Origin of the sequence: Rhizobium sp. CFBP 13644 (assembly GCF_014842165.1) — a bacterium.
In the GTDB taxonomy this organism is placed as follows: Bacteria; Pseudomonadota; Alphaproteobacteria; order Rhizobiales; family Rhizobiaceae; genus Agrobacterium; species Agrobacterium tumefaciens_C.
This window is the reverse complement of record NZ_JACYVF010000005.1, coordinates 60,995-86,304: the sequence shown is the minus strand read 5'-3', so window position 1 is coordinate 86,304 and position 25,310 is coordinate 60,995. Positions and strand designations below refer to the sequence as shown.

Sequence of the window (25,310 nt, the reverse complement as noted above, 5' to 3'; positions counted from 1 at the left end):
GATTTACCGTGTCGGGACCGGTGTCTCGCCACGGTAATCGTAAAAGCCGCGACCAGACTTGCGGCCAAGCCATCCAGCTTCGACATATTTCACCAGCAGCGGGCAGGGGCGATATTTGCTGTCGGCCAAGCCATCATGCAGCACCTGCATGATCGACAGGCAGGTGTCGAGGCCGATGAAGTCTGCCAGTTGCAGCGGTCCCATCGGGTGGTTTGCGCCGAGCTTCATGGCCGTGTCGATGGCTTCGACCGAGCCGACGCCTTCGTAAAGCGTATAGATCGCTTCGTTGATCATCGGCAGAAGAATACGGTTCACGATGAAGGCAGGGAAATCTTCCGCCACCGTAATCGCCTTATCGAGCGAGCGAACAAAGTTCTTGGCTGTCTCAAAGGTCTGTTCGCCGGTGGCGATCCCGCGCACAAGCTCCACCAACTTCATCACCGGAACTGGGTTCATGAAGTGGATGCCCATGAATTGCTCAGGGCGGTCGGTGGCAGAGGCAAGGCGTGTGATAGAAAGCGAGGACGTGTTCGTTGCCAACAGCGCCTCGGGCTTCAGCACCGGGCAGATCTGCGCATAGATCTTGCGCTTGGTTTCTTCATGTTCCGTTGCAGCTTCGATCACCAGATCCATCGCCGCAAGGTCGTTGACGTCGGAAGAGCCGGAGATCAGCGCGAGTGCTGTCTTGCGCTCCTCGTCCTGCATCTTGCCGTTGCTGACCTGCCGAGCCAGATTGCCGTTGATGGTTGCGAGACCTGCCTCGATGCGGTCCTTGGCAAGGTCATAAATGTGAACCTTGTAACCGGCCAGTGCCGAAACATGCGCAATGCCGCACCCCATCTGACCGGCTCCAATAATACCGACATTCTTGATTGGGGCTGTCATGGTGTATTTCTCCTGTAGGGCATGGTCTGGGCACTGCGGCTCGGCCGTGATGTTACGCATATTGCCGAAAAACGAAAGCGGCGCGTTGGAAAAACGCGCCGCTTTCAAAAATAGACGGGATCAGAGTGCTTTTTCAAGCTCGGGTAGGGCGTCGAAGAGGTCAGCCACGAGGCCGTAATCCGCGACCTGGAAGATTGGCGCTTCTTCATCTTTGTTGATGGCAACGATGACCTTGCTGTCCTTCATGCCGGCGAGGTGCTGAATGGCACCGGAAATACCAGCCGCGATGTAAAGCTGCGGCGCGACGACCTTGCCGGTCTGGCCCACCTGCCAGTCGTTGGGTGCATAGCCTGCGTCGACAGCTGCACGGGATGCGCCGACGGCAGCACCCAGCTTGTCTGCGACGGGCAGCACCAGTTCCTTGAACTTTTCTGCCGAACCCAAGGCACGTCCGCCGGAAATGATGATCTTTGCAGATGTCAGCTCTGGACGGTCAGAGGATGCCAAGGCGTCCGATACGAACGAGGAAACGCCTGGATTTTCTGCAGCGGCTGCCACTTCAACCGGAGCGGAACCGCCTGATGATGCGGGGGCAAATGTTGCCGTGCGCACAGTGATAACCTTTTTCGCGTCTGTCGACTGAACGGTCTGAATGGCATTGCCAGCATAGATCGGGCGCTTGAATGTATCAGCCGAGATGACTTCGATGATTTCAGACACCTGCGCAACGTCCAGATGTGCAGCCACGCGCGGCAGAACATTCTTTGCCGATGCTGTCGCTGGTGCGATGATGACGTCATAGGAGCCAGCAAGCGAAACGATCAGCGCAGCCAGCGGCTCCGCCAGCGCGTTGGCATAGGATGCGTCATCCGCAAGCAGGACCTTGGAAACACCGGCAAGCTTGGCAGCTTCATCGGCGATAGCCTGTGCACCGGAACCAGCAACGACAATCGTCACGTCGCCGCCGATCTGCGTTGCCGCCGTCAGCGTTTTTGCTGTCTGGTCGGAAAGGGTCGCGTTGTCGTGTTCTGCCAGAAGAAGAATGGCCATGGTATAATCTCCCTTTCGCTTATCCTTAAATGACGCCGTCAGCTTTGAGCTTCGACACCAGTTCGGCAACAGAGCCAACCTTTACGCCAGCCTTGCGGCCTGCGGGCTCTTCGGTCTTCAAAACCTTGAGGCGTGGGGCAATGTCGACTCCGAAATCAGCCGGTGTCTTCTTGTCCAAAGGCTTTTTCTTGGCCTTCATGATGTTGGGCAGCGATGCGTAACGCGGCTCGTTCAAACGAAGATCCGTCGTCACAACTGCGGGAAGCTTCAGCTCAACCGTCTGCAAACCGCCGTCGACTTCGCGGGTGACGGCGACCTTACCGTCCGATGGTTCGACCTTGGAGGCGAAGGTGCCCTGGCCCCAGCCCAGAAGAGCGGCCAGCATCTGGCCCGTCTGATTGCTGTCATCGTCGATGGCCTGCTTGCCCACGATCACCAGACCCGGAGCTTCCGCTTCAACGACGCCCTTGAGGAGCTTTGCAACGGCCAGCGGCTCGACGGCTTCATCCGTCTCGATCAGGATGGCGCGGTCTGCACCCATGGCAAGCGCGGTGCGAAGGGTTTCTTCGGCTTTAGCAGGGCCAATCGAAACGACGACGACTTCCTCTGCCTTGCCCGCTTCTTTCAAGCGAAGCGCTTCTTCAACGGAAATTTCGTCAAACGGGTTCATCGACATCTTGACGTTGGCAAGCTCTACGCCTGAACCATCCGACTTGACCCGGATTTTCACGTTATAGTCCACGACACGCTTTACAGGGACAAGGATCTTCATCGATAACCTTCCTTCAACTCCTGACCACAGGCGTAAACACCGCATGGTCCTCCTGACAATCAAGTTGCGACATGGATACGCATTTTTTCCGTGAATTCAACGGAGCAATGCTCATGATCTCATGCGCTGTGGAGATATCTTACGTTAACGTGAACGTAAATATCAATCCTCGTTCCAATCTTCATGGATTACCATCGCAACGCCGTCCCGTTTGCGACACGACGCAGACCTACGGCCGGTTATTTACATGCTCGACAGCGCGTGGTGTGACAATTTCACGATCGAACAGCGGAACATCGCGTCTGCGCAGAATGATGACGAGAACGGCACCCGCCAGAATACCGCCCACATGCGCGCCCCAGGATACCTGCTCCTGCAGTCCGAAGGCGAGCATAAAGAATTGCTGACCGATCCAAAGCGCAAGCGGAATGTATGCGGGCAGGGGAATCGGAATTCGCATGAATACTAAAATCCACACACGCACCCTGGGGTGCAGCAAAAGATAGGCGGCGACAACGCCAGAGACCGCACCTGAGGCACCAATCAGCGGACCTTGCGAAGACGGTGAAACAACTCCGTGGAACAGCGCGCCCGCAGCCGCGCAGGCCAGGTAAAAGACTAGAAAGCGAAAATGCCCCAGCGCATCCTCCACATTATCCCCGAAGACCCAGAGGAACAGCATGTTGGAGGCCAGATGCCAGAAGCTCAGATGCATGAAAGCATAGGTGACGGCTGTCATCTGATCTGGAATGATTTGAAGTGCGGGATCGAGTTGCGCGCCGTCAAAAATCACAGCGGGAATGAACCCGAACCCAAGCATCGCGGCATTCCCGTCCTGGATGCTGGCAAATACATCTACCAGCACCCAGACGAGGACATTTGCTGCAATCAGCGACAGGGTGACCCATTGCAATTTGATATGCTTGAGCGAATTCGCATCGTGCAATGGAATGAACATGCGAATATGCCCTGTTTGTCGATTAGCGGTTCTTACCTGGAACCCACAATATGTCAGGAACATCCGATTTCGTCGCGTTGTTGGCGTATCGCGCCGCAACGAACAGAAAGTCGGAGAGCCGGTTGATGTATTTCAGCGCGGCAGGGCTGACGACTTCACCATCCATCCGCGAAAGCTCCACCATCTGGCGCTCCGCCCGTCTCGACATGGTTCGGGCAAGATGGAGATAGGCCGCTGCTGGGGTGCCGCCGGGCAGAACGAATGATTTGAGCGGTGAAAGATCGGCATTCAGTGCATCGATCTCATTTTCCAGACGCGTGACCTGTGTCTCCACGGCTCGCAAAGGCTCATAGGAAAGAACTTCGCCGGTTTCAGGCGTTGCGAGGTCAGCACCAAGATCGAACAGATCGTTCTGGATGCGAAACAGCATATCATGGAGTTCAGGCAGGCCTGATGTGTGCAAACGCGCAACGCCGATGGCGGAATTCGTCTCGTCCACGGTGCCGTAGCTTTCGACGCGCATGTCATATTTTGTGCGTCTCGGTCCGGAAACCAGCGCCGTCGTGCCGTCGTCACCGGTGCGGGTGTAGATTTTATTCAGCTTGACCATTTTTTACTCCTGCGATCCTATCGCCCGCCGCCTGTCAGCCACAGCACGAACATGATCAGTATGATGGCAATCGCCTGCAACAGCAGTCGCAACTGCATAAGCTTGTTGGATTTGTTGGCATCGGTACCTTTGAGCATGTTGAACAGCCCGCGTATCAACACAAGCACAACCAGACCCATCACGATGACTGCAAGAACCGTTGCGAAACTGGACATGCTCTACCTTCCCGAAAATGCCACCTGTGCCTATTACGTGCGTTGTAGCTGATTGGATTACGCGAATGCTAGTCGAACTTGCGCAGCAGACGGTAAAACAATCCGGCAGGCAAAAGCCGCTTCAGGATCATGGCTTGCTTGGCCGGTGTGGTGACCAGATAGTGCGGCTTGGGGTTGGGTGCAGTCAAAGCATGTTTCAGTTGTTTGTAAACCGCATCCGGTCCAAGCTTGTGCTTGTTCGGCGGTCCCCTGCCATCCAGCCGGGCCAGCTGTCGCTTATAGTCTTGCGCATGGGCGGAGTTTTCGAGATCGATATTTCCCCTGATATGGGCCAGCGCCGTTGCCGTGAATTTCGAGGCAATAGGGCCCGGTTCGATCAGGCTGACATGAATGCCGCTGCCTTGCAGTTCCATGCGCAATGTCACGCCCAAGCCCTCAAGCGCAAATTTCGATGCCGTATAGGCACCGCGAAAACGGTAGGGTACGAGGCCGAGAATGGACGAGCAATGAACGATGCGGCCTTGGCCGCGCTGGCGCATGAAGGGAATGACTCGGCATGTCAGGTCGTGCCAACCAAAGACATTGGTGTCAAACTGCTGGCGGAGCACATCGACCGATAGATCTTCGACAGCACCCGGTTGGCCATAGGCTCCGTTGTTGAACAGCGCGTCGATCCTACCGCCGGTCTTTGCAACGACCTCGTCGACCAATGCGGCGATGGTTTCCGGCTTTGTATAGTCCATCAGCACGGTCTCTATGCCCTGCTGCTCAAGCGCTTGCGCATCTTCCAGCCGCCGCACGGTAGCAAAAACCCGCCAGCCGTCATGGTGAAGCGCTTGCGCGCAAAATGCACCAATCCCAGATGAACAGCCGGTGATGATGATGACCGGTTTTTCAGTCATGGAAGGTCTTTCTTCAGAACGAACATCGCATAAAACATCGGTAATATCAGCGGGCAAATTTCCGTAGCGCGCAATTCTTTTTCTGAATCTTTGGAACCGGCGCACGGTTTCACGCGCTGTACAAGCGATGCTTGCCTTCCCATATATTGCCGTGGGTTACAATTGAAATGTCGATTTAGGAGGTGACATGGTCGCCGCATTGGACATCGTCCGTAAGGTCGCCTGGGACGCCTATATCCACTTTGCAGAGGACGACGGCTGGGCAATGGCGAGCCATGTGGCACTGTCCATCCTGCTCGCCTTGTTCCCCTTTCTCATCTTCGGAACAGCGCTTGCCAGTTTTCTGGGCGCCGATCAGTTTGCCGCAACGGCCGTCCATATCATCTTCGATACTTGGCCGGAGGCCATTGCAGCCCCTCTTGCTGCACAGGTCCAGCAGGTCCTGACCATTCCGCGTGGTGGATTGCTGACGATTTCGGTGCTCGCGGCAGCCTATTTTGCGTCCAACGGCGTCGAAGCCATCCGAATTTCACTCAATCGCGCCTATCGGGTCAGCGAGACGCGCTGGTGGTACGTCACGCGTCTGCTCAGCCTGTTCTATGTCGTCATCGCCGTGACAATATTTACGGTCATCAGCATTGTTCTCGTTGCCGTTCCCGTGGCGCTGTCTTTCGCTGAAACCCGCTTTCCGCTTTTAAAAGACTTCCTGGAAACGGTCTCCAATCTCGGACTTTACGGTACGATCATCGTGCTGGCTGTGGGGCTGGCGGCGGCGCATTTGTGGCTTCCAGCGGGAAGACGGCGGATATGGGATGTTTTGCCCGGCATCGTCCTGACACTGCTCTTCTGGGTTATTGGTGCCGCCATATTCGCCTATTACCTGGCCACCTTCGCCAATTACGCCGCGACCTATGCCGGTCTGGCATCGGTCATGATCGTGCTGGTCTTTCTCTACATGGTCGGCGTCATCTTCATGCTGGGCGCGGAGGTCAACGCGGCCTTGATGAAGTACCGCGTTCGCCACATCATCAAGGCGGGTTACCACAGCGGCAGCCTGCGAGAAGCATTAGATGCCGAGGAGGCTGCGGATATCTGACGGCCGCAGGCCGCGGTCGCGAAGGGCATTCAACGAGGTGCTCGCAATGCTCTTGGAAAGCTTCTTGCCCTCATCATCAAGGATGAGGCCGTGATGATGGTACTTTGGGGCAGGCAGTGAGAGCAACTCCTGCAGCAACCGGTGAACGGATGTTGCGTGGTATAAATCCATGCCGCGAACCACGTCAGAAACATCTTGCAACGCATCATCCAGAACGACAGACAGATGATAACTCGACGGCGCGTCAGAGCGAGAGAGCACGACGTCGCCCCATGCCGCAGGTTGCGCTTGAACAGTCGTCATCGTCCCTGTGCCGTTTTCCTTCCAGGTAATTGGATGCTGAAGCGTCGAAATCGCCTTGCCCATATCCAGCCGCCAGGCATGTTTGCTACCCGAAGATAGAAGCCTTGTGACTTCCGCGGATGATCGTTGCTTGTCCAGCGGTGGGTATAGAGGCGCCCCGTCGGGGTCGCGTGGCCACGTTTTGCCGCCAGCCTCGAAGCTCGCCACAAAGGCTTTCGTTTCCTGCCGGCTCAAGAAGGAAGGATAGGCCAGTCCCGCCTCGATCAAATGTTCGAGCCCTTCTTTGTAATGCTCGAAATGATCGGATTGCCTGCGCACAGGCATTTCCCATCCAAGACCGAGCCATTCAAGGTCCGTATAGATCGCTTGTTCAAACTCAGCCGTGCACCGTGTGAGATCAATATCCTCAATCCGCAGCAGAAACCGTCCGCCCGTGGCCTTTGCCATGTCGTGATTGAGAATCGCAGAAAACGCATGGCCAAGGTGAAGCCGCCCATTGGGGCTGGGCGCGAAACGAAAAACCGGGTTTTGACCTGAAAGCAAAGACATGGTTTCTTCTGCCATGGTTTCTGGTGCTTCGCCAAGATGAAGTCCTGTGTGGTGAGATGCCTTGGTCAAGATCATTCGAAATGCTGATGATATCGAAGAGGGGTTGGCGGTGCTTTTGCAAATCGACCCCCGCCTTGAAAGCGTGGCCGCAATAGCGGGGCCGTTGCCTTTGCGGTTGAGCGAACCTGGATTTGCCGGTCTGGCGCACATCATCGTTTCGCAGGTCGTATCCCGCGCCAGCGCGGACGCCATATGGCGCAGGATGCTGGAAAATATGGAGGTGGTGACTGCGCAAAATTATCTTGCGGCAGTAACCGGCATCGAGCCGCAATTCGGGCTTTCGCGGGCAAAAGCGAAAACCTTGCATGGTGTTGCCAGCGCCATAGCCAATGGCTCGCTGGATCTCGGCAGCCTTGATGCTCTTGATGAAGCCCAAGCATTTGCTCGGCTCACCGCGCTTGATGGCATTGGCCCGTGGACTGCTCAGGTCTATCTGATGTTTTGCATTGGACATGCCGATATCTTTCCATCCGGTGATGTGGCGTTACAGGCTGCGGTTGCTGGAGCGTTTCAGATGGATGCTCGCCCCAGCCAAAAAGTGCTGGCAGAAATCGCGATGCGTTGGTCGCCTTACAAATCCATCGCAGCCCGGCTTTTCTGGGCCTATTATGCATCCACAACGCGCCGAGAAGCGGTTCCAATCGCCTGAAATAAGCCTTTCTTTGAGAGCTTCATTTATGGGCTTCACAATCCTGTAACAACAGACCTAATATACAAGATGTAGATGCAGAATCGGTCAGGAGACGCCCTTGACGATTGCCGTTTCACCACAGGCTTTGCCTGCGCTCGTATTGAACGCAGACTACCGGCCACTGAGTTATTACCCCTTGTCGTTGTGGTCCTGGCAGGACGCGATCAAGGCAGTGTTTCTTGACCGCGTGAACATTATTGCAGAATATGATCACTCGGTATGTTCACCAAGCTTCTCCATGCGGTTGCCGAGTGTCGTCAGCCTCAAGACATATGTGCAGCCCACACGAAATCCCGCATTCACACGTTTCAACGTGTTTCTGCGGGATAAATTCGAGTGCCAATATTGTGGCTCGCATGATGACCTGACGTTCGATCACGTCATTCCTCGTGCGCATGGTGGGGAAACGACCTGGCAAAACGTTGTTGCGGCCTGCTCGCCCTGCAATCTCAAAAAAGGCAGCAAGCTGCCCAAGATTGCAGGCATGATACCGCATCAGAAGCCATACCAGCCGACGGTGCAGGACTTACACAATAATGGCCGGTCATTCCCGCCTAACTACCTGCACGAAAGCTGGGTGGACTATCTCTACTGGGATACCGAATTGCAGCCGTGATCGGCTTAAGCAGCCTTGCGGGTCGCGCCAAAGAAGGCGATGCCCGCAAGCAGAACGCTTGCAATCACGTTCCAGCCGGCAAAGGAGAGGCCAAGCACACGAAGCGCCGCGTCATTGCACGATGGCGGTTTGACGGCGTTAAGGTCGCTCAGTAAACTGCCGGCATTGGTGGTAATCGATGGCGCGCCGGTAGCGCAAGTAATCGGCCCCGCCCAGAAGCCCCATTCCACGCCGGAATGATAAACACCAAGTCCTGCACCAATCACCATGGCAATGCCAACGAGTATGAGTGCCGCGCGCGTGATCCAGACAGGCAGTTTGAAAAGGCTGGCCGCAATGGCCAAAATGCCGACTGGTATGGCGTAATAATAGGGATCTCGCTGCAAAAGGCAAAGCGCACAAGGCGTATAGCCGCCAATATGCTGAAAGCCGAGCGCCGACCCCACGGTAAAGATCATCCCCGCTGTCACCGCAATCGCCGACATGCTGCGGTTTTTCTCAGGTGAGACTGAACTTGCCATGATCTTTTCCTCAATATTCGACGCGAGATTTAAAAGCACCTGATCAGGTGAAAAACAAGGCGGGACCGGGTATTTTCGAATTAACACGCAAAGCCTCTATTCGACTCTCCACGCGCTTGCAAATCACCCGCACCCGAGAGCCTCAACAAAGTTTCACCAAACCAAGATTTTCGCAAAAATCTGTTGACCTGACACCATCGGTTCGTATAGTCCCGCCGCATACCAAGGAACAAGATTTCCAAAGTTGCCCCTTTGGCGGAATTGGTAGACGCGCCTGACTCAAAATCAGGTTCCGAGAGGAGTGCTGGTTCGATTCCGGCAAGGGGCACCACTACAGCTTAAAATTAATTGAAATCGTTGAGCTTTTAAGGTGTTTTTGCCCCACCTTTTACTAACCCCTGATCGCGTGGGACATTTTCAGTGATGATTTGTTCCGGCACCAGATTCGTTACAGCATTTTTTGGCGGTGCGTTTTCGGTTCGCATTCTTCGTGTAAGTTGTTGTCTGCGCTTTCGTTACCCAGCCATAAATCACCATCAATTCCTCGTCGGTCGCGCCGTTTTCTGCGGCTATTGTTGCGCCCGTTTTTCGCAATCCGTGGGTCGAGCAATGAAAGAGGCCAGCCTGATCACACCAATTACGCATCTTGTTGCCAAGCCCGTTTACAGTGAATGGCTTATTGAACTCAGTCACAAGGAAAGTGAGATTTTCGACCGGGCTTTCTCAATGGTTTTTTGGAGTTCCGGCAAGACTGGAATCTCCACAAGTGCGCGGCTTGATTTTCGTCTCTTTCCGGGCCTGATCGTCAGCCAGTTATCCTTGACGTGCTGCCGCCCAACAATTGAGAGGTCTGCCAGCCGCAAGCCTGTGTACATCGCGAGATGCAACATGAGGCGTCCTCGGGTGCCTCCGGGGTGATGTCCTTCGTACTGGCGGATCTTGCTGATCGTCAAAGTGTGTGTTGCCTTATCGATTTTCAATCTTCTAAAGCGGGTGGCTGAGTTCGTCTCAGCAAGCCCCACCTCGATTGCCCATGTGAAAAGAGCGGATAACGACTTAATGACGTTATTTCGTGCGCCTGGTGTATTTCTCAGTTCGTCACGAATTTCCGTCACATGGCGGCGTTCCATTTGCGCAAATGGTAGATCGCGCCGGCGCGTCTTGCCCAGCTTGCTCTCGCAGATCTCTTCATACATGCGTGCACGACGACCGTAGAGCCCCGGATTGATCTTATCTCCGATGCGGCGTTTGTATGCGGTGACAAGCCACTCGAATGTGCCCTCTTAAGCTGCGCGGACAAGAACCGGGGGTTCTTCAACTTCATTGGCCGGAATGTAAGGAATGCCAAGGCGAGCGCATGCCACCTCCTGTTCAAAGTCGGCTGTGCCGGGTATTTCACGTAATCTTACTTTCGGCTTGCCCAGCGCCCTGAAATAATAGCGCGGTTGCTTCTTGCGAAAACCACGGTCAACGCTAACGCCCTTCGGCAGGTTGTTATACTTCCTTGGCATTGTCCCATGCGTTCCCGTTAGACCTACTGAGGTCAAGATTCTCGACTGATTTTTATGCGGAATGGCTTTGAAGCTCGCAACGAGTTCATCGGCATCCCAAATATTACGTGTCGCTATGGTACGAGGCTGCGGCATTGTTCCAGCCTCTACGGCTTTGTCAAACAGTGTTGGCGAAATCCCGACCATTGCTGCCGCCTGTTCTCGATTACGCCCAAGAACCAAGGGCAACGGGCAAGCAGTGATGCGTTCTGTTTTTTGCGCCATCACAGCACTACCCCGTTTCCGCGTGGACAATGCTGTATGGAAACCAAAGTGAGCCTCCATGCTCGACCAAGGCAGGTTTGGCAACGATCCCCTCCGTGCTTTCGTCATATCTGGTCGATGGCGAAACGTACCGATTTCGCTTGAGGGCTTGGGGTGGCGGCACGCCATCAGCGTGGACTGATTACCAGTTTGCGACTGCTACGTCTGATCCCGTCGCACCTGCGGTTGTTTCTTGTGCAACGGTTACGGAAGGCGTGGGGCGTGCAATGTTCGAATGGAGTGCGCCGAATTCCGCAAATTACTACGCTTGCCAAATCCGCATTGGGACGACCAATAATATCAACTCGTCAAATCTGGTTGCCACCGAGTATGGGCCACCCAGCGCCGTCGATAACCGCACTGTGCTGGGCCTCTCTGCTTGGGCGTATTACGGGTGGCTTCTTGCGATAAACCCTTCCGGCCGTGCCGCAGCACCCGTAGCAATCGGACCCTTCACCATAACCTGACCGCATATGTGCGCCGTTGAAGACCTAGCGAGCCTGCATGCGGGCCGCTTTTGCATGGAGAATTTCATGGCATTTTTGATGAGGGCTGGAGACGTCTGGCGAGACTTCGTGACTTCCGGAGTTCCCAGCTCCGGTAAATGGAAACCGAACAAATCTGACGTCCGTGGACGGGGACCCTGGGTGGAAGGCGTTATCTCAGCCTTCTTCTCCACCGGCGGCAAGATTTATCAAACGCGTGCGCTGATGAACGCTGATCTCACGCCCGCGGCGAATTCGATTGCCTGGGTAATGCAAGATGGTGTTGTCGCAAACAATGGTGTCTATCGCAAGGTGGGGGGGCGCTGGCACAGGTTCGTGGGTGCGTGTTGGTGATCTGCCTTATTCATTCATCTTCGCTTCAAACCCTAGCGCTGGTATTGCCAATTCAATTCAGGCAACGACCTCTATTCCGGTTTCTTCAAGTGCGTTGGTTATCTTGGACTTTCGCGACTTATCTTCCCTGTTAGTGATGGGATCGTGCTTGACGCTTCGTCATTTCAGCACACTTTTAACCTGACAGGATTTTCTATGTTGGCTGGCTCAGAGGGAACGCGCACGGGATTGAAAGTGCGGAACACCTTTGCTTACTTTGGCGAGTATAACGACAAGAACAATTTTGATATCGATCTTCGCGGCGCTGACGGCATGGGGAACCAGAAATTCGCGGGAACAGCTATCGATTTTTTTAACGTCAGCAAGGTTAAAGGCCGGGGCTCTATCTCTGGAACGGTACGCGCTGCGACTGATGCGAACGATGCGAACTACAAGAGTTTTGGCGTCGGCCTTCGTTTGGCGAGCGATACAGATCCAGACAACAATCCAGCAACCCCGAATTCAACAGAACCGGGCTATGGCACTCAGTATGACATCGTTATGAATTTCGATTTAATGGGCTTGGCCGTCGAAATTGGTAAGGGCATTCAGGACGTGTCGTTTGGCCCTGGATCCAAAATGCTGATTGGTTATACGGTGCTTGAAGTCCTCCCCGGCGTTACAGAAGTCCGTCAAATCAACCTTACAGACGTTACGATATCTGGCAAAGGCAACTCGATACGGTTGCGTTCCGGCGTTTCCGCTTTAAGCGTTCAAGGTGGCTATATCGGCTTCGTCTCTGGCAAAAATGGCATCATTTTTGAAACCAACACAGGCGCGTCTAGTGGCGCTGGGTCTGAGTCTCGGGCGTTAAATTCAACGCCGATACGGGTGGCGCTTCTGACGCGATGTACATTAACACAAAGTTCAACTCAATCGTGATTGGCCCCAACTCCTACAATGGCATAGACGGTAGCACCGCTAGGGCGAACCAAGTGCCGCCCAAGCTCGACAAAGGCGCGGTAATGCAGCTTACTTCGAAGACAACGGCCGTCACGCTCAACAAGCGCCAAGGTGTCATACCAACAAACTTTGCAGCTCTGGCGGCTGGCGCTTCTGCTGTGTTTACGTTGAATAATTCTCGCTATTTGGTTGGCGACGTTGTTGTGGTTAGCACCAACAATCTGAACGATTTCGCTCGTGCAGGCGGCAACGCGAATGGCGTGATTAGTGTTGCAGTGAAGAATGAGACCGCCGGTGCGCTTGGTGATCCAGTATTCATCAACTTTGAAATTCGCCCTGCGAGCTGATCAATCAAGGTATTTAGAAGAGTAGTAGGCATCCTCGCGTTTCGTGAGGGTGTCTTCTATTCCCGAAGCCTTAGACAGCCGGTTGATCTTGAAAGCGCCGATCCCGAGTAGAACTGCGATGATCGCCAAGAGGGCGTTGGTTATCATGATGGGACCTTTCGGATTTTGCCGCCTCGACGGCTTCGTTCAGCAGCTTGAGGCTGATTTTGAAATTCTTATGATAAATGGTGCCGCTGCTGCTCGCAACCTGGGGGCCGAGAACAAAATAAAGCTTGTGCCCAGCTGCAAGCATCAAGTTGACCCAATAGAACCAAGTTGCGTTTGGATAGCGTGGCGAAAGCATAATCACGGACAGGCCGGGTTTGCAGAAAACAAGGTTGGCGCACGCAGCACCGAGGGCTGAAACAACTATCTCTGCATCTTGGAGGGCCATAACCTGCTCTTCGAACGACAGCGCATAGGTATCAACAACATCGAACGCTTGCTTGCGCAGTTCCCCCTCAATAACTGCTTCATTGGATATATGCCTGCCGTTGCCTGTTGTTCCTTGGCGTCGCTGCAAGAACACAAGCCGTGGATCGACAGGTTTAGAACCGCGAGTGACTGGCTTAGTCTGTGTCGATTTCGGTGCCACGTACTGCGAGCATTCGGAAAGGGCGAGATTGCGGAGAACCTCAAGAGCATCAGGCGAAAACTGGAATTGGTCTCTATCAGGAGGCGCGATTTTACCAGTGGCAAAAAATTGGCGGGTTTCTGGTGGGGTAAAGCTTGGCGACGTTACGGAAAACAGTCTTTTGAGCTTGACCCGTTCTGCATCACGAACCGGGATCACTTCTCTACCGGTGGCATTGAGAACGTCTAAGGCATCCATCATCTTTTCATGTATGGGTGAATCTACGAGAAGCGGAAGGCCTTTGAGTTCTGGAAGCGTGTTGATGATCGCAAGCCGCGTCAATACCTCGAGGATCCAGTGCGCGTAGTTCCCATTGCACTGGCCTAACAGGCTGATGGCAGTGTCTACCTTTCTCGTCTTGCTTCGGAAGAGCATTTTAACCCGACCGCGCTTTAGGTTTACGCGCGCGCGCTTTTCCCCCTCAAGCATGAATGCGTAAAGCGCTGGATCGAATGGGCTGGGGTAAAGAGCATTGCTGCCGTGCAAGACGAGCTCAGACCGCCCTATTGCCGTTACATTTTCGAACTCTGTAAGCGTAACCCTTGGAGCAACCTGCTGGCCTTCGTATAGGGTCAAGTCAACACTATCGATGCCGCCGAAGAATTTTGGTTGCGGCCCCGAGATAACTGATCGATCAAGCAAAGTAGTGTGCTTGATCCCATACCGGTCTGCGAAGGTCTCCATAAGCTGAAGTTGATAAGCTCGTGCATTCAGCCTCCACTTGGCAGCTCTGAATATCTTGCTCAGAATTCGTAATTTCATAATCTAATCTCGGATCAACGAGGTTTCAAAAACGACAGAAAGTTCCGTCTCGGTTTGCTCGCATTGCTACTGAAATGCTGCTCTTTAAGGGCAATGTTTTTTTCATCCAGCATAGCGATATGGGCTCTGAGTGAACGTATTGTTTCATCTTGCATTTCGATGTGCGCACGAAGCGACGGCACCAGGGCATTGCTTTCTGCGATCCGACCCTTTGCCGTCTCAAGTTCTGAAAGGCTTTTGCTAAACTCGTTGGCTAACTTTCCAGAGAAGCGCCAGAAATTCTCATAAGACATAATGAGAGTTTCTTGTGCTTCCTCAACAAGCTTCTTGCCAGATTCGGTCTGCGGAATTGCGAATATTTCGGGGAATGCACTCAGGGTATCTCTGAGTATTTCAGTTCCACCGATATCCACCAAGGAGAACGACTTGGTTTGCTTTGCACTGCTGAAGTCAACAGCCAGCCCGCTTGAATCCTTGATCAGCTTCTCAATTCTATTGCGGACATCGTCGTCAGCGGCGAGCTTGTCAATGTCGACGATGTCTGAGGCATGGTCTGCAGCGCGCGCGTACAGATAGAGGTGTAACAGGCAGAAGGCTAAGAAGTTCTTCGGGTCAGTTGGGGAGCGAGATTCTGTGGCGTAAACGCGCCCGATCTTGTTTGCCAGCTCGTCTCCATGGCTGCCGTTCAAAGCCAGCCAGATGGTTTGGATGAACCCGCTGTCACCCTTTAACCACTGATCAGTGTACGAACACCATTGATCGAAGATGTTTCTGTAGATCATCAGGTGTAGCCCTCCAAACTCGTTTTTGAGCGCTTGCAGCCTTCCGAGGCTTCGTGTGCAGGTGATAACTGGAACACGATCATGCTTGTGTGCCAGCTCGATCAACTGGCCGATGTAAGCGGCTTCTTCCGTTCTGAGTTCACTCCCAGAGAAAAAGGTCCCGTAAGACATCGAGCGATCATAGAGCTTAACCCCGTTTCCAGTGTCCCAAAGCAATGACTGGAACTCTAGAAAATATGGGGCCATGGACGGGTGCTTCGAGTGCCAACCGCCAGGGTTGAAATGTCCAATCATCTCTGGGGTCATGTCAGCAAGATTTTCGTTGAACACCTCTTGGAAGCTTAACGCTCTTGGATCTCTGCGAAAACATGACCTGACAAAGGTACTGCCAGTGCGAAAAGATGAATGAACGAACACCACATTGGTTTGCTTACTTTCATCTATCATTGACTCGTTTGCCTCCAACACTGAACAACAGCAGCCACGCATATATTCACGAGCATGGTATGTCGACTGTTTTACAATCAACATATCTTTCCGCGATCGCAGATTGTGACAACGCTGTCTACTGCAGTTTGAAATTTCACGATTTTTAAAGCGTGAAGCGACAGAGGCAGGGCTTTGTTTGTGGTGCAATGAATGTGTTTCGCTGCGCCGTTAGGTTGCGCGAGCTCTATTGCATCGATAAAGACGTGGCTATCTTTTTGGCAGGGGCGGCAAATGTTACAAAAGAACGCGCAAAGTAAAGACTTAGGATGGAACTTTTTCTCCCCGCCTTCAGCATAGGAATACAAAAAAATCAGCAAAACGGAGCATTTCTACGGCGTGCATATGCTCAGGGGTATTGCTGCCGTCGCTGTTTTATTTTGGCATTACCAGCATTTCTTTATGGGAGGCAGTTTGCTGCATGGGCCGCCACCTCCTGGGATGATAATTCCTCGATCAGACCAGCCATCATATTCAATTTTATGGCCGATCTACGAGCATGGTTTCTGGGCCGTGCAAGCCTTCTCGATTATCTCAGGCTTCGTATTCCCTCAAGTTTATGCTGGCAGGAAGGTTGATGGGCGTAAATTTGCAATCGCACGTTTTGCACGCCTCTATCCGCTTCATTTGATAACTTTGCTGGCTGTGACCATTGCTCAGTTCCTTAGCAAGAAACTTGATGGAGGCTTCCAGATCGTCAGTTACAATGATTTGTATCATTTTATTCTGAACGTGTTTTTCGTCGGGGCTGGGGCTTTCATATGGGGAATGCCTTCAACCCGCCGTCTTGGTCTGTTTCAATTGAGCTGGCGGTTTACGCACTGTTCTTCTTATTAGCACATCGTATTTTTTCTTTAGGGGTCGTCATTCCGCTGCTGTTTTTAGGATTGGGAGGTGCAATTAAGAACCAGGGGACGCCGCTGTGGCTGTTTGGATTGTGCATTTTCTTCTTTTTTGAAGGCATTATTACCTATTCCGTCCTCATCAAGATGCGCGACCGCACCCCGATGCTGTTGACTGGCTGCGCATTGAATCTGTTGTTCTTTGCGTACGTCTGCGTGTCGGGTAAATTTCCAAAGTTTGCCTTCCACAATATCCAGAGCTATCTGTTCATTCCTATCGTTATCGTTATCGCTATCGTTATCGCTTTCTCTTTCGCTTTATGCGATCTGAAGGGGAAATTCCTCACCGCAATCAAGTCTTTGAAATAGGTGCACGCGACTTAATCGACCCATTGAAAAACAGGCTAAGGATTCGAGACTTGTCGACAACGACATATCCGACGTAAGCCAGAGCGAGCGTCAGAAGGCAGATAGCCAAGAATTCAACAAAGATTGGTGCGTCTACATAAAATGCCATCATCCCTAGCACGCCGATGATTGGCTGATGCAGAACATATATTGCCATAGAGCCCAGCACTAGGCGGTCAATGATTGGATTAGGCTTATCGTACCACTTTTTGCAGGCGCTGAGCACGACGTGTGCCATAAACAGCCCTGCGAAGGAGCTACTGACGAGTTCGGCAATAGTCTGAATATGTTGGTTTTTGATAAGGAGGGTACTCGCCGCGTAGGCCGGGATGCTTACTCCCGCTCCCAACCAAACTGCCGGAATTGGCTTCACAAAGCGCTCCAGTATTTGACTATCACGGGAAAGGAACGCGCCAAGGAGGAAAAACGGCGCGAATATGAGCGTGTTTCGGAGTTGGAGCATGCTCAAAATTCGGTGATTATTAAACCCGGTAAAACTCATCCCAATGACGGACGCAATGGATACCGCCGCGATTAATACTGCCGCGACGAGGAGTGAAGGGAGGGGGGTCCTGCTGACCAGCGACGAAACTCTCTCTTCCGGGCGCCAATAAGCAAGCTTCGGCCAGGCAGAATGCGCGAACGCTAGCAGCGCTGATAGTTCAAGAAGTACGACAAGAAACCAAAAATGGCGGAGCCAGTGTATTCCAGATGTGGTGATTTCTTTCAGCAATTCCGCTCGCACGTCTCCGAGAGTCGCCAGCGTAAGATCAAGTCCAGCAGCTGCTGTGATCAGCATCTGAAAGGGGTTGATTAGGATCACTCCGGCAATCAGTGGTGCGCCTATTCTAATGACTCGGGATTTGAGCCAGGCGCCCGCTTCCTTTCTGACGAGCAACATTCCGGCGAAAAAACCAGCAACGATAAAGAACGCCTGCATCCGAAACGAGTGGATAATGAGATATATCCAGTCGAACAAGACGTTGCTGGATGTGGCTGAAACGGCCCAGTCTATATGGACCGCATAAAGTAGAGACGCATGCAGAGGGATCCCTAAAAGCATTAAGAATGCACGCGACGTATCCCAATACCGCTGCCGGGACTTCGGCGAATTGCTGACAGGCATGTCGGTCCCCATGGAAAAGTTAAGTTGCGGCAGCGTCGCCTTAATTCCTCGGGAAGCTTTAATATCGAATTTTAGACTATGTAAAGTAATGTAAGTGCGTTGTTGATAGAAAAATACGCATTCAATTGTATATGTTATCAGCTTGCATCAGAATATTGTTTTTTAATATTATATAATATGAGTGATATCTACATAATGAGACACTAAAAGATCGTAGTATGCTTTTCCGTAACAGCAATTATTATGTTTATGGCATGTTTTGTAGAGATGATGATATAAGTATGTGAATTTAAATACTTAACCATGCTTTAGCTTGGCAATCGGTTCTGCGGCAAAGTTTCAGCCAACCGGAAACGGTCGTGTGAAGATTCGGACATCACATTCACCAACGATTGAGACTTGTCTAAAGAATTTATTAAAGACGTATCTGCAAATCCGACCGGCACCTTCTCGTGTGAATACCCTCCGGCGTCTTCTGATTTGCTGCTTTCGTGTATCTGGTGACCTCTTTGGAAGTCGTGTGGCGGGGGATCGACATAATCTCACGTTCAGTCGCGCCACTGTTTGGAGGCCTGGTTCATCAACCGATCAAAAGCGGCATAGCATGACCTTCAAAATCAAAGAGTGGCTGACCCTTGCCGGTGTCTCAATCACGTTTGCCGTGACGCCATGCATATTCGACGCCTCGGCGCTGCAAACCCGGCATGTCCTTTCCGGCGTCTTCAAGGAAACGCGGGTGTTATCATCGACAGATAAAACAAAGGGCCGGAGGCAAATGCCTCCGGCCCTTTCTGATTCCTGTCTGATTGTGATCTTTCAGGTGCGAGTGCCAATAGCTAGGTTTAGAACTCCTGCCACTCTCCACCATTCGCAACTTTCTTGATCGGTGCGGCTGTGGCCCGCGAAAGCTGTGGCCGAGAGGGTTTGGGAAGGTCTGCGGGCCTGGAATTGCGTGCTGTCGAAGGCGAGTTGGTTGCTTTTGACGTGCGAAATTGTCCGATGAGGGCGGCAAGGCTGTCAGCACGGGCTGCAAGCTGATGGCTTGCACCGTTCTGCTCCTCGACGCTGGCGGCGTTCTGCTGCGTTCCCTGATCGAGCGCATTGACCGCTTGATTGATTTCCTTGATCCCGATGGTCTGCTCGCGGCTCGCCTCCACGATTGCCAATACGTTGCGGTCAATTTCCATCACCCGAACGACGATAGTCTCAAGGGCTTTTCCTGTGCGATCGACAAGATCAACGCCGGACTTAACATGGTTGGACGACGTCGTGATCAGATCCTTGATCTCTTTGGCTGCCTTTGCAGACCGTTGAGCAAGTTCACGCACCTCCTGGGCGACGACTGCGAAACCCTTGCCCGCTTCTCCAGCGCGTGCAGCCTCGACGCCTGCGTTCAGCGCCAGAAGATTGGTCTGGAACGCGATCTCGTCGATCACGCTGATGATATTGGAAATTTCCTTCGAAGACTGCTCAATCTGCCCCATGGCGGCAACCGCAGCAGAGACGACCTGGCCTGACTCCTCCGCTGACTGGCGTGTCTGACGTACCAGATCACCAGCTTCCGAGGCGCGCTGGCTGGAATCGTGCACTGTCTGCGTGATCTGCGTGAGTGCTGAGGACGTTTCTTCAAGCGCTGCGGCCTGTTGTTCAGTTCTCTTGGCAATCGTTCCGGCGTTATCCAGCATTTCTTTCGCAGTCTCTGCGATGTCATGCGACGCGCCAGCGATCTCGCTGACGACCCGGTCGAGTTTGACGACGGCGGTATTGAAATCCTGGCGTGTCGTCTCCATCGAGCGATCTAATGGGGTCGTGAGTTGCGAGTTCAAATCACCGTCGGCAAGATTACCGATTGCAGAACTCAACATACCAACTGCGTTCATGCGTTCAGTGATATCTGTGGCGAATTTCACGATACGGTAGATGACACCGCGGGAAGAGAAAACAGGATTGTATGTCGCCTGTATCCAAACATCACGGCCATTCTTGCCCACGCGACGATAGGTGTCTGAAAAGAAAACGCCCGCCCGGAGTTTATTCCAAAATTCAGTATAGTCTTCCGAAGCAACATAGCTCTGTTCACAGAACAGCCTATGCTTCTGTCCGATGATTTCACTGCGCTCGTAGCCCATGACCTTGCAGAACGCGGAGTTGGCTTCAACGACTACACCTTCAGGGTCGAACTCGATCATTCCGACAGAACGCTCCAGCGCTCTCAGAATATTTTCATTGTGAAGTGCAGCGATTTTGGTGGCGGTAATGTCTGCGGCGATCTTGACCACGCCGACTACCTTGCCGTTCTCGACGATCGGATCATAGGATGCCTCGATCCAGACATCGTCACCGTTTTTTGAAATGCGGCGGAACTGGCCACGATTGTGCTTTCCGGCGGCAAGGTCACGCCAAAAGGAAACATATTCATCAGAATCTTTAATTGCTGCCTCAACAAACAACCGATGATGCTGACCGACGATTTCCTTTAGATCATATCCCAGCGCCTTGCAAAAATTGGCGTTAGCGCCGCGTATAACGCCCTCGGGGGTGAACCAAATCACTGCGTGCGACTGTGATATTGCATTGTAATGCGAGACTGCTGAGCGGTCAGAAGAAGAAAACCAGAGCATATTCATCCCTTGGGCGTTGTTTCTACATGCTAATATCCTAAAATTGTTAATAATCAATTTGCAGCGTCATCACCCCAGAGTACGCCTCTAGTATAAGAATGAAGGTTGCGGCTATCTGGCAATGATGTGTTGCATCACTGGCGGTTTTCACTTGGATATAGTCCAGTCATTGTCCGCTTCTTGGTTTGATGTGTCGGGTGAAAGACCCGTCGCTCTCATCTCTGAAATAGCATTTATTGCTCACTTTATCAGCAAAAAGACAGTCATTTCCGAGGCAATTGCCCAGTCAAAAAGCGTCTTCTAAAAAGAGCGGAACGCTTGCGAGATTGGGCTTTACAAATGATATAAAGTGATAACAATAGAAATAATAAAGCGATGCCTTTGCTGAGGAAGCGACCTGTATTTCGGTCGTGTGAAGGGTCGTCATGCACTGGAGGTCGTCATGGAAATGTCATCGCTTACCGCGCGTCAGATTTACGAGAACGCCAAGCAAAATCCAACACGCAAGCGATTTGGATTCGGTCGTAAGCCAATGCTGATCAACATTGATCTGCAGTGTGCCTACACGTCTTTGGGCGAGTTTGTCTCCGCTTACGAAACCGATCCTCGGCAGCTGGAATATGTCAATACGCTGTCGAATCTCGCTCGCGCTAAGGGCCTTCCGGTGACGTGGACCTATGTGGCCTACATGGAATCGGGTGAGGACTGCGGTGTGTGGGGTACGCGAACCAACACGCCGGACTCGCTGCAAAACATCAAGGTCGGTTCGCGCAGAGCCGAGTTCGATCCGCGCCTGGAGATTGATCATGTCAAAGACATCGTCATGAATAAGCGCATGGCATCGCCGTTTCATGAGACTAATCTTCAGTCGCTGATGGTCTGGCACCAGTGCGATACGGTTGTTTTGACCGGTGGCTCGACATCCGGCTGTGTTCGCGCCTGCGTGGTGGATGCAATCTCGCGCGGCTACCGGGTCATTGTTCCCGAGGAATGTGTGGCGGACAAGCATGAGAGCCCGCATTTCGCCAATCTCTACGATATCTCGGTCAAGTATGGCGATGTGATCCCCGTTGCGGATGCCATTGCCTGGTACGAGGCCTACCAGCCGGAGGTTCGCTGAGATGGCCGCTGAGGGTACCGCAATGAAGTCGGATCTGGGGCTTTACGACTACCTGCCCTGGCCCAACCGTCCCAAGATCGTCTGGCCCGGCAATAAGAAGATCGCCGTCTGGATTGCTCCGAATATCGAGTTTTACGAATACAATCCGCCCAACAATCCAACCCGCACGCCGTGGGCGCGGCCAAATCCGGATGTGTTGCAATATTCCCATCGTGATTATGGCAATCGTGCCGGTTGGCAACGAATGATGGCGGCGATGGACAAGGCCGGTTTTCGCGGCTCTGTCTCTCTCAACGTCGCCCTGTGCGATCACCATCCTGAGATCATCAAGGCTTGCGCGGATCGCGGTTGGGAATTCTTTTCCCATGGCATCTACAACACGCGTTATGTCTACAATCTCGACATAGAGCAGGAGCGCGCCATCATCCGCGATGCGTTCGATACGGTGCGCAAACACACCGGCCAGGAACTGGCTGGTTGGCTTTCGCCGGCGCTGTCCAACAATTTCTGGACGATGGATATCCTTTCAGAAGCGGGCATTCAGTATACCTGCGACATGTTCCATGACGACCAGCCGATGCCGGTCAAGGTCAACACAGGCAAGCTCATCTCCATGCCGTACTCGCTCGAGATGAACGACGTCATCGTCTATAACAGCCAGAAGGTCACGCCGCGACATTACGGCGAAATTATCAAGCGGCAGTTCGACCAGCTTTACAAAGAAGGCGATGAAAGCGGCACCGTTATGTGCATTCCGCTGCATCCCTACCTCGTCGGCCAGCCACATCGTATCGACGCTTTTGCAGAAGCCATCGAATACATCGCGGGGCACGACGGCGTGTGGCAGACGACTGGCCGCGAAATCGCCGCAGCCTATCACGCCACCGGCGCTTATGACGCCATGAGTGCCGCGATGGCGACCCACAATTCCGGGAAGGGGGCGCGCTGATGTCTATGCCTGAAGACTATCTCAACTATCCCAACCGTCGGTATGGCATGGACCATGATCGCTATGAGTGGAGCGATCTGTTCTCTCGCAAGCCGATTGCCTGGCCAGATGGCGCGCGCATTGCGCTGTCGATCGTGACCCATGTCCAGCATTTCCCGCTTGATATGCCGTCCAAGCCATTCAAGGCGCCCGGCGCATTGTCCATGCCTTACCCGGATTTTCGCTATTACACGAACCGCGATTATGGCAATCGCATCGGCATTTTCCGCGTCCTCAAGCTTCTTGCCGAAAAAGAGCTTGAAACCAGCTTCGCGATCAATGGTGTGATTGCTGCGCGTTATCCGGCGCTGATCGACGCTGTGGTCAGAGGCGGCCATGAAATCATTGCGCATGGACTGGATATGGGCAAAGTCCATCACTCCGGGCTTGGTGAAGACGAGGAAAACGCCATCATTGCCGAGGCTCTGACGCTGCTTCGCGAAGCAAGCGGGCAGAAGGTCGAGGGCTGGCTCTCGCCTGGCCGTGCGCAGGGCTTCAATACGCCTGATCTGCTGGCGAAGAATGGCATTGCCTATAGCCTTGATTGGGCCAATGACGACCTTCCTTACGAGATGCAAACTCGCAATGGTTCGTTGCTGGCCATGCCGATGGCCTACGAGACGGACGACCGGGTGGTTGCCGACGAGTATTTCCACTCTGAAGCGGAATGGGTGCAGCAGGTCAAGGACCGCTTCGACGTGCTGTACCGTGAAAGTGCGCAATATGGCGGTCGCGTCATGAGCCTGCCGCTGCACAGCTGGGTCTCGGGCATGCCGTATCGCGTGGAGTATCTGCGCGAGGCGCTGGATTACATTCTGTCGCATGAAGGTGTGTGGAATGCACCCACAGGCGACATTTGCGCGGCATTCCGCGCCGCTGACTAAAGCCGAACGTCGAACTGATAACAGAAAGACAAGGTCATGGCGCAAGCTTTTGCACCGCGCACAATGTTGGGCAAGATTTGGGATGAGCATGAAATATTGCGCCATCCGGCAGGCCCATCGCTGCTCTATATTGATCGTGACATGATCCACGAAGGCAGCTTCCATGCCTTCGCCGATCTGAAGCGACGCAACCTGAAGCCACGGCGTCCGCAACAGATTTTCGGTGTCGCAGATCACTACGTGCCCACACTGGGGCGAACATCGAGCGATGCGGCAAGTCCTGCCATCGCCCACATGATCGATACTTTCGATGAAAACATGGAATGGGGCGGCATGCGCCATTTCGGCCTGTCCAGCCGTGAGCAGGGTATCGTCCACGTGGTTGCGCCGGAACAGGGTATCACGCTGCCAGGGCTGACCATCGTTTGTTCGGACAGTCATACGTCGACGCAGGGCGCGCTAGGCGCGATAGCGTTCGGTATTGGCCAATCCGAAAATGCCCATGTTCTGGCAACCCAGACGCTATGGCAGTCTCGCCCCAAGACTATGCGGGTCGTGATTGATGGTGTGCTGGGGCAGGGCGTGACTGCCAAGGATGTCATGCTGGCGTTGATTGCGAAAATCGGGGCAGCCGGTGCCGGTGGTCATGCCATCGAATTTGCCGGGCAAGTGGTGCGCGATCTTTCTATCGAAGCGCGGCTGACGCTGTGCAACATGTCGATTGAAGCCGCAGCCCGCTTCGGGATGGTGGCAGCCGATGAAACGACCTTTACCTATGTCAGGGGACGCCATTTTGCACCATCGGAGCAGGAATGGGACGGTGCGGTTGCCCACTGGCGCACGCTCGCCACCGATCGTGACGCTTTCTTTGATGCGGAAGTGGGAATGGACGGTGCTGATATTGCGCCCATGGTGACGTGGGGTACCAGCCCGGAAGATGCCGTTTCCATCAACGGGCGCGTTCCCGATCCGGCAAGTTTCGAAAGCTCCGACAGGCGCAAGGCCGCGACGAAATCGCTTGAATACATGGAGCTTGCCCCCGGCACGCCTCTGGATGGCTTGAAACTGGACAAGGTCTTCATCGGTTCCTGCACCAACAGCCGGATCGAGGATTTGCGGGCTGCTGCCTCCATCCTCAAGGGCCGCAAGGCCGTAATCCCGGCCATCGTCGTGCCAGGGTCGACGCAGGTAAAGGCACAGGCGGAAGCCGAGGGTATTGCTCAGACGTTGCGTGAGGCCGGTTTCGAGTGGCGTGAGTCAGGTTGTTCCATGTGTGCGGCCATGAACGGCGATGTGGTTGGCCCCGGCGAACGTTGCGCCTCCACCTCGAACCGCAATTTCGTTGGCCGCCAGGGCCCTGGTGCACGTACGCATCTCGTCAGCCCAGCCATGGCGGCCGCCGCTGCCATCAGCGGCTGTCTGACCGACGTCAGAAAAATGTGAGGGCG

28 protein-coding genes and 1 tRNA gene are annotated in these 25,310 nt (G+C 53.5%); 13 read left to right on the top strand and 16 right to left on the bottom strand.

Annotated elements, in window-relative coordinates; all coding sequences use genetic code 11:
- Positions 1-3: 3 nt before the first annotated feature.
- From IFT53_RS14425 to IFT53_RS14395, 7 genes are all read right to left on the bottom strand, one after another.
- Positions 4-885, bottom strand: coding sequence for a 3-hydroxybutyryl-CoA dehydrogenase (locus IFT53_RS14425; RefSeq protein WP_192065621.1), 882 nt, complete (start codon positions 883-885; stop codon positions 4-6).
- Positions 886-1,005: 120 nt separating this feature from the next.
- Positions 1,006-1,935 carry an electron transfer flavoprotein subunit alpha/FixB family protein gene (locus IFT53_RS14420; protein WP_192065619.1) on the bottom strand — a complete coding sequence of 310 codons (930 nt, stop codon included), beginning with the start codon at positions 1,933-1,935 and terminating at the stop codon, positions 1,006-1,008.
- A gap of 25 nt (positions 1,936-1,960) precedes the next feature.
- On the bottom strand, positions 1,961-2,707 hold the full coding sequence (locus tag IFT53_RS14415) for an electron transfer flavoprotein subunit beta/FixA family protein (protein WP_192065618.1): 747 nt from the start codon (positions 2,705-2,707) through the stop codon (positions 1,961-1,963).
- A gap of 229 nt (positions 2,708-2,936) precedes the next feature.
- Positions 2,937-3,665, bottom strand: coding sequence for a rhomboid family intramembrane serine protease (locus IFT53_RS14410; RefSeq protein ID WP_192065616.1), 729 nt, complete (start codon positions 3,663-3,665; stop codon positions 2,937-2,939).
- Between the two features lie 22 nt (positions 3,666-3,687).
- The gene (locus IFT53_RS14405) at positions 3,688-4,275 is read right to left on the bottom strand and encodes a cob(I)yrinic acid a,c-diamide adenosyltransferase (RefSeq protein ID WP_192065615.1); all 588 of its coding nucleotides are present in this window, start codon (positions 4,273-4,275) and stop codon (positions 3,688-3,690) included.
- Between the two features lie 17 nt (positions 4,276-4,292).
- Entirely contained in the window at positions 4,293-4,490 is a 198-nt protein-coding gene (locus tag IFT53_RS14400; protein WP_042619921.1) for a twin transmembrane helix small protein, read from the bottom strand.
- Between the two features lie 68 nt (positions 4,491-4,558).
- Positions 4,559-5,392, bottom strand: a complete 834-nt coding sequence (locus IFT53_RS14395; RefSeq protein WP_192065613.1) for an SDR family oxidoreductase — start codon at positions 5,390-5,392, stop codon at positions 4,559-4,561.
- A gap of 187 nt (positions 5,393-5,579) precedes the next feature.
- Between IFT53_RS14395 and IFT53_RS14390 the strand changes: the two genes are divergently transcribed.
- A complete protein-coding gene (locus IFT53_RS14390) occupies positions 5,580-6,488 on the top strand; it encodes a YihY/virulence factor BrkB family protein (protein ID WP_192065611.1) in 909 nt (302 codons plus the stop codon).
- On the opposite strand, the gene gluQRS is transcribed toward IFT53_RS14390, so the two are convergent.
- Complete coding sequence (gene gluQRS / locus IFT53_RS14385) at positions 6,459-7,355, bottom strand: tRNA glutamyl-Q(34) synthetase GluQRS (RefSeq protein WP_192065924.1); 897 nt, start codon at positions 7,353-7,355, stop codon at positions 6,459-6,461. The genes IFT53_RS14390 and gluQRS overlap by 30 nt on opposite strands.
- A 46-nt stretch (positions 7,356-7,401) precedes the next feature.
- Between gluQRS and IFT53_RS14380 the strand changes: the two genes are divergently transcribed.
- Entirely contained in the window at positions 7,402-8,049 is a 648-nt protein-coding gene (locus IFT53_RS14380; protein WP_192065609.1) for a DNA-3-methyladenine glycosylase family protein, read from the top strand.
- Between the two features lie 100 nt (positions 8,050-8,149).
- Entirely contained in the window at positions 8,150-8,707 is a 558-nt protein-coding gene (locus IFT53_RS14375) for an HNH endonuclease (protein WP_042619917.1), read from the top strand.
- 5 nt (positions 8,708-8,712) lie between these two features.
- Here IFT53_RS14375 and IFT53_RS14370 read toward each other — a convergent pair whose 3' ends face one another.
- Entirely contained in the window at positions 8,713-9,228 is a 516-nt protein-coding gene (locus IFT53_RS14370; RefSeq protein ID WP_192065608.1) for a disulfide bond formation protein B, read from the bottom strand.
- A 246-nt stretch (positions 9,229-9,474) separates the two neighbouring features.
- On the opposite strand from IFT53_RS14370, the gene IFT53_RS14365 reads away from it, so the two are divergent.
- Positions 9,475-9,559, top strand: a tRNA-Leu gene (locus tag IFT53_RS14365).
- 86 nt (positions 9,560-9,645) lie between these two features.
- Here the strand turns inward: IFT53_RS14365 and IFT53_RS14360 are convergent.
- The 3 genes from IFT53_RS14360 to IFT53_RS14350 form a co-directional block, all read right to left on the bottom strand.
- Entirely contained in the window at positions 9,646-9,873 is a 228-nt protein-coding gene (locus IFT53_RS14360; RefSeq protein WP_192065922.1) for a site-specific integrase, read from the bottom strand.
- A 44-nt stretch (positions 9,874-9,917) separates the two neighbouring features.
- Positions 9,918-10,424, bottom strand: coding sequence for a hypothetical protein (locus IFT53_RS14355; protein ID WP_192065607.1), 507 nt, complete (start codon positions 10,422-10,424; stop codon positions 9,918-9,920).
- A gap of 87 nt (positions 10,425-10,511) precedes the next feature.
- On the bottom strand, positions 10,512-11,003 hold the full coding sequence (locus IFT53_RS14350; RefSeq protein ID WP_192065606.1) for a hypothetical protein: 492 nt from the start codon (positions 11,001-11,003) through the stop codon (positions 10,512-10,514).
- A gap of 572 nt (positions 11,004-11,575) precedes the next feature.
- On the opposite strand from IFT53_RS14350, the gene IFT53_RS14345 reads away from it, so the two are divergent.
- The 3 genes from IFT53_RS14345 to IFT53_RS14335 all read left to right on the top strand — a co-directional run bounded on the left by IFT53_RS14345 (position 11,576) and on the right by IFT53_RS14335 (position 13,170).
- Positions 11,576-11,881, top strand: coding sequence for a hypothetical protein (locus IFT53_RS14345; RefSeq protein ID WP_192065604.1), 306 nt, complete (start codon positions 11,576-11,578; stop codon positions 11,879-11,881).
- Positions 11,882-12,025: 144 nt separating this feature from the next.
- Positions 12,026-12,802: a hypothetical protein gene (locus IFT53_RS14340; RefSeq protein WP_192065600.1), complete on the top strand. Its 777-nt coding sequence runs from the start codon at positions 12,026-12,028 to the stop codon at positions 12,800-12,802.
- Positions 12,803-12,855: 53 nt separating this feature from the next.
- On the top strand, positions 12,856-13,170 hold the full coding sequence (locus IFT53_RS14335; protein WP_192065598.1) for a hypothetical protein: 315 nt from the start codon (positions 12,856-12,858) through the stop codon (positions 13,168-13,170).
- Positions 13,171-13,240: 70 nt separating this feature from the next.
- Here the strand turns inward: IFT53_RS14335 and IFT53_RS14330 are convergent, their stop codons facing one another.
- Positions 13,241-14,605 carry a glycosyltransferase family 61 protein gene (locus IFT53_RS14330; protein ID WP_192065597.1) on the bottom strand — a complete coding sequence of 455 codons (1,365 nt, stop codon included), beginning with the start codon at positions 14,603-14,605 and terminating at the stop codon, positions 13,241-13,243.
- 14 nt (positions 14,606-14,619) lie between these two features.
- Positions 14,620-15,834, bottom strand: a complete 1,215-nt coding sequence (locus tag IFT53_RS14325) for a hypothetical protein (RefSeq protein ID WP_192065595.1) — start codon at positions 15,832-15,834, stop codon at positions 14,620-14,622.
- A gap of 384 nt (positions 15,835-16,218) precedes the next feature.
- On the opposite strand from IFT53_RS14325, the gene IFT53_RS24135 reads away from it, so the two are divergent.
- Together IFT53_RS24135 and IFT53_RS14315 are read left to right on the top strand one after the other, a co-directional pair.
- Positions 16,219-16,710 carry an acyltransferase family protein gene (locus IFT53_RS24135; protein WP_192065594.1) on the top strand — a complete coding sequence of 164 codons (492 nt, stop codon included), beginning with the start codon at positions 16,219-16,221 and terminating at the stop codon, positions 16,708-16,710.
- Complete coding sequence (locus IFT53_RS14315; RefSeq protein WP_192065593.1) at positions 16,635-17,084, top strand: hypothetical protein; 450 nt, start codon at positions 16,635-16,637, stop codon at positions 17,082-17,084. The genes IFT53_RS24135 and IFT53_RS14315 overlap by 76 nt, the downstream gene beginning before the upstream one ends.
- On the opposite strand, the gene IFT53_RS14310 is transcribed toward IFT53_RS14315, so the two are convergent.
- Positions 17,068-18,249: an acyltransferase family protein gene (locus IFT53_RS14310; RefSeq protein WP_192065591.1), complete on the bottom strand. Its 1,182-nt coding sequence runs from the start codon at positions 18,247-18,249 to the stop codon at positions 17,068-17,070. The two genes, IFT53_RS14315 and IFT53_RS14310, sit on opposite strands and share 17 nt — an antisense overlap.
- Positions 18,250-19,091: 842 nt before the next feature.
- Positions 19,092-20,876: a methyl-accepting chemotaxis protein gene (locus IFT53_RS14305; RefSeq protein WP_446737678.1), complete on the bottom strand. Its 1,785-nt coding sequence runs from the start codon at positions 20,874-20,876 to the stop codon at positions 19,092-19,094.
- 436 nt (positions 20,877-21,312) lie between these two features.
- Between IFT53_RS14305 and IFT53_RS14300 the strand changes: the two genes are divergently transcribed.
- From IFT53_RS14300 to leuC, 4 genes are read left to right on the top strand one after another with little or no spacing between them, the layout of a single operon-like run.
- Positions 21,313-21,990 (top strand): isochorismatase family protein, encoded by a 678-nt coding sequence (locus IFT53_RS14300; RefSeq protein WP_192065587.1) that lies wholly within the window; start codon positions 21,313-21,315, stop codon positions 21,988-21,990.
- Positions 21,991-22,012: 22 nt separating this feature from the next.
- Positions 22,013-22,939, top strand: a complete 927-nt coding sequence (locus IFT53_RS14295; RefSeq protein WP_192065586.1) for a polysaccharide deacetylase family protein — start codon at positions 22,013-22,015, stop codon at positions 22,937-22,939.
- Positions 22,939-23,862: a polysaccharide deacetylase family protein gene (locus IFT53_RS14290; RefSeq protein ID WP_042619914.1), complete on the top strand. Its 924-nt coding sequence runs from the start codon at positions 22,939-22,941 to the stop codon at positions 23,860-23,862. Before IFT53_RS14295 ends, IFT53_RS14290 begins: the two co-directional genes overlap by 1 nt.
- Positions 23,863-23,898: 36 nt before the next feature.
- Positions 23,899-25,305 (top strand): 3-isopropylmalate dehydratase large subunit, encoded by a 1,407-nt coding sequence (gene leuC, locus IFT53_RS14285; protein WP_192065584.1) that lies wholly within the window; start codon positions 23,899-23,901, stop codon positions 25,303-25,305.
- Positions 25,306-25,310: the final 5 nt, after the last annotated feature.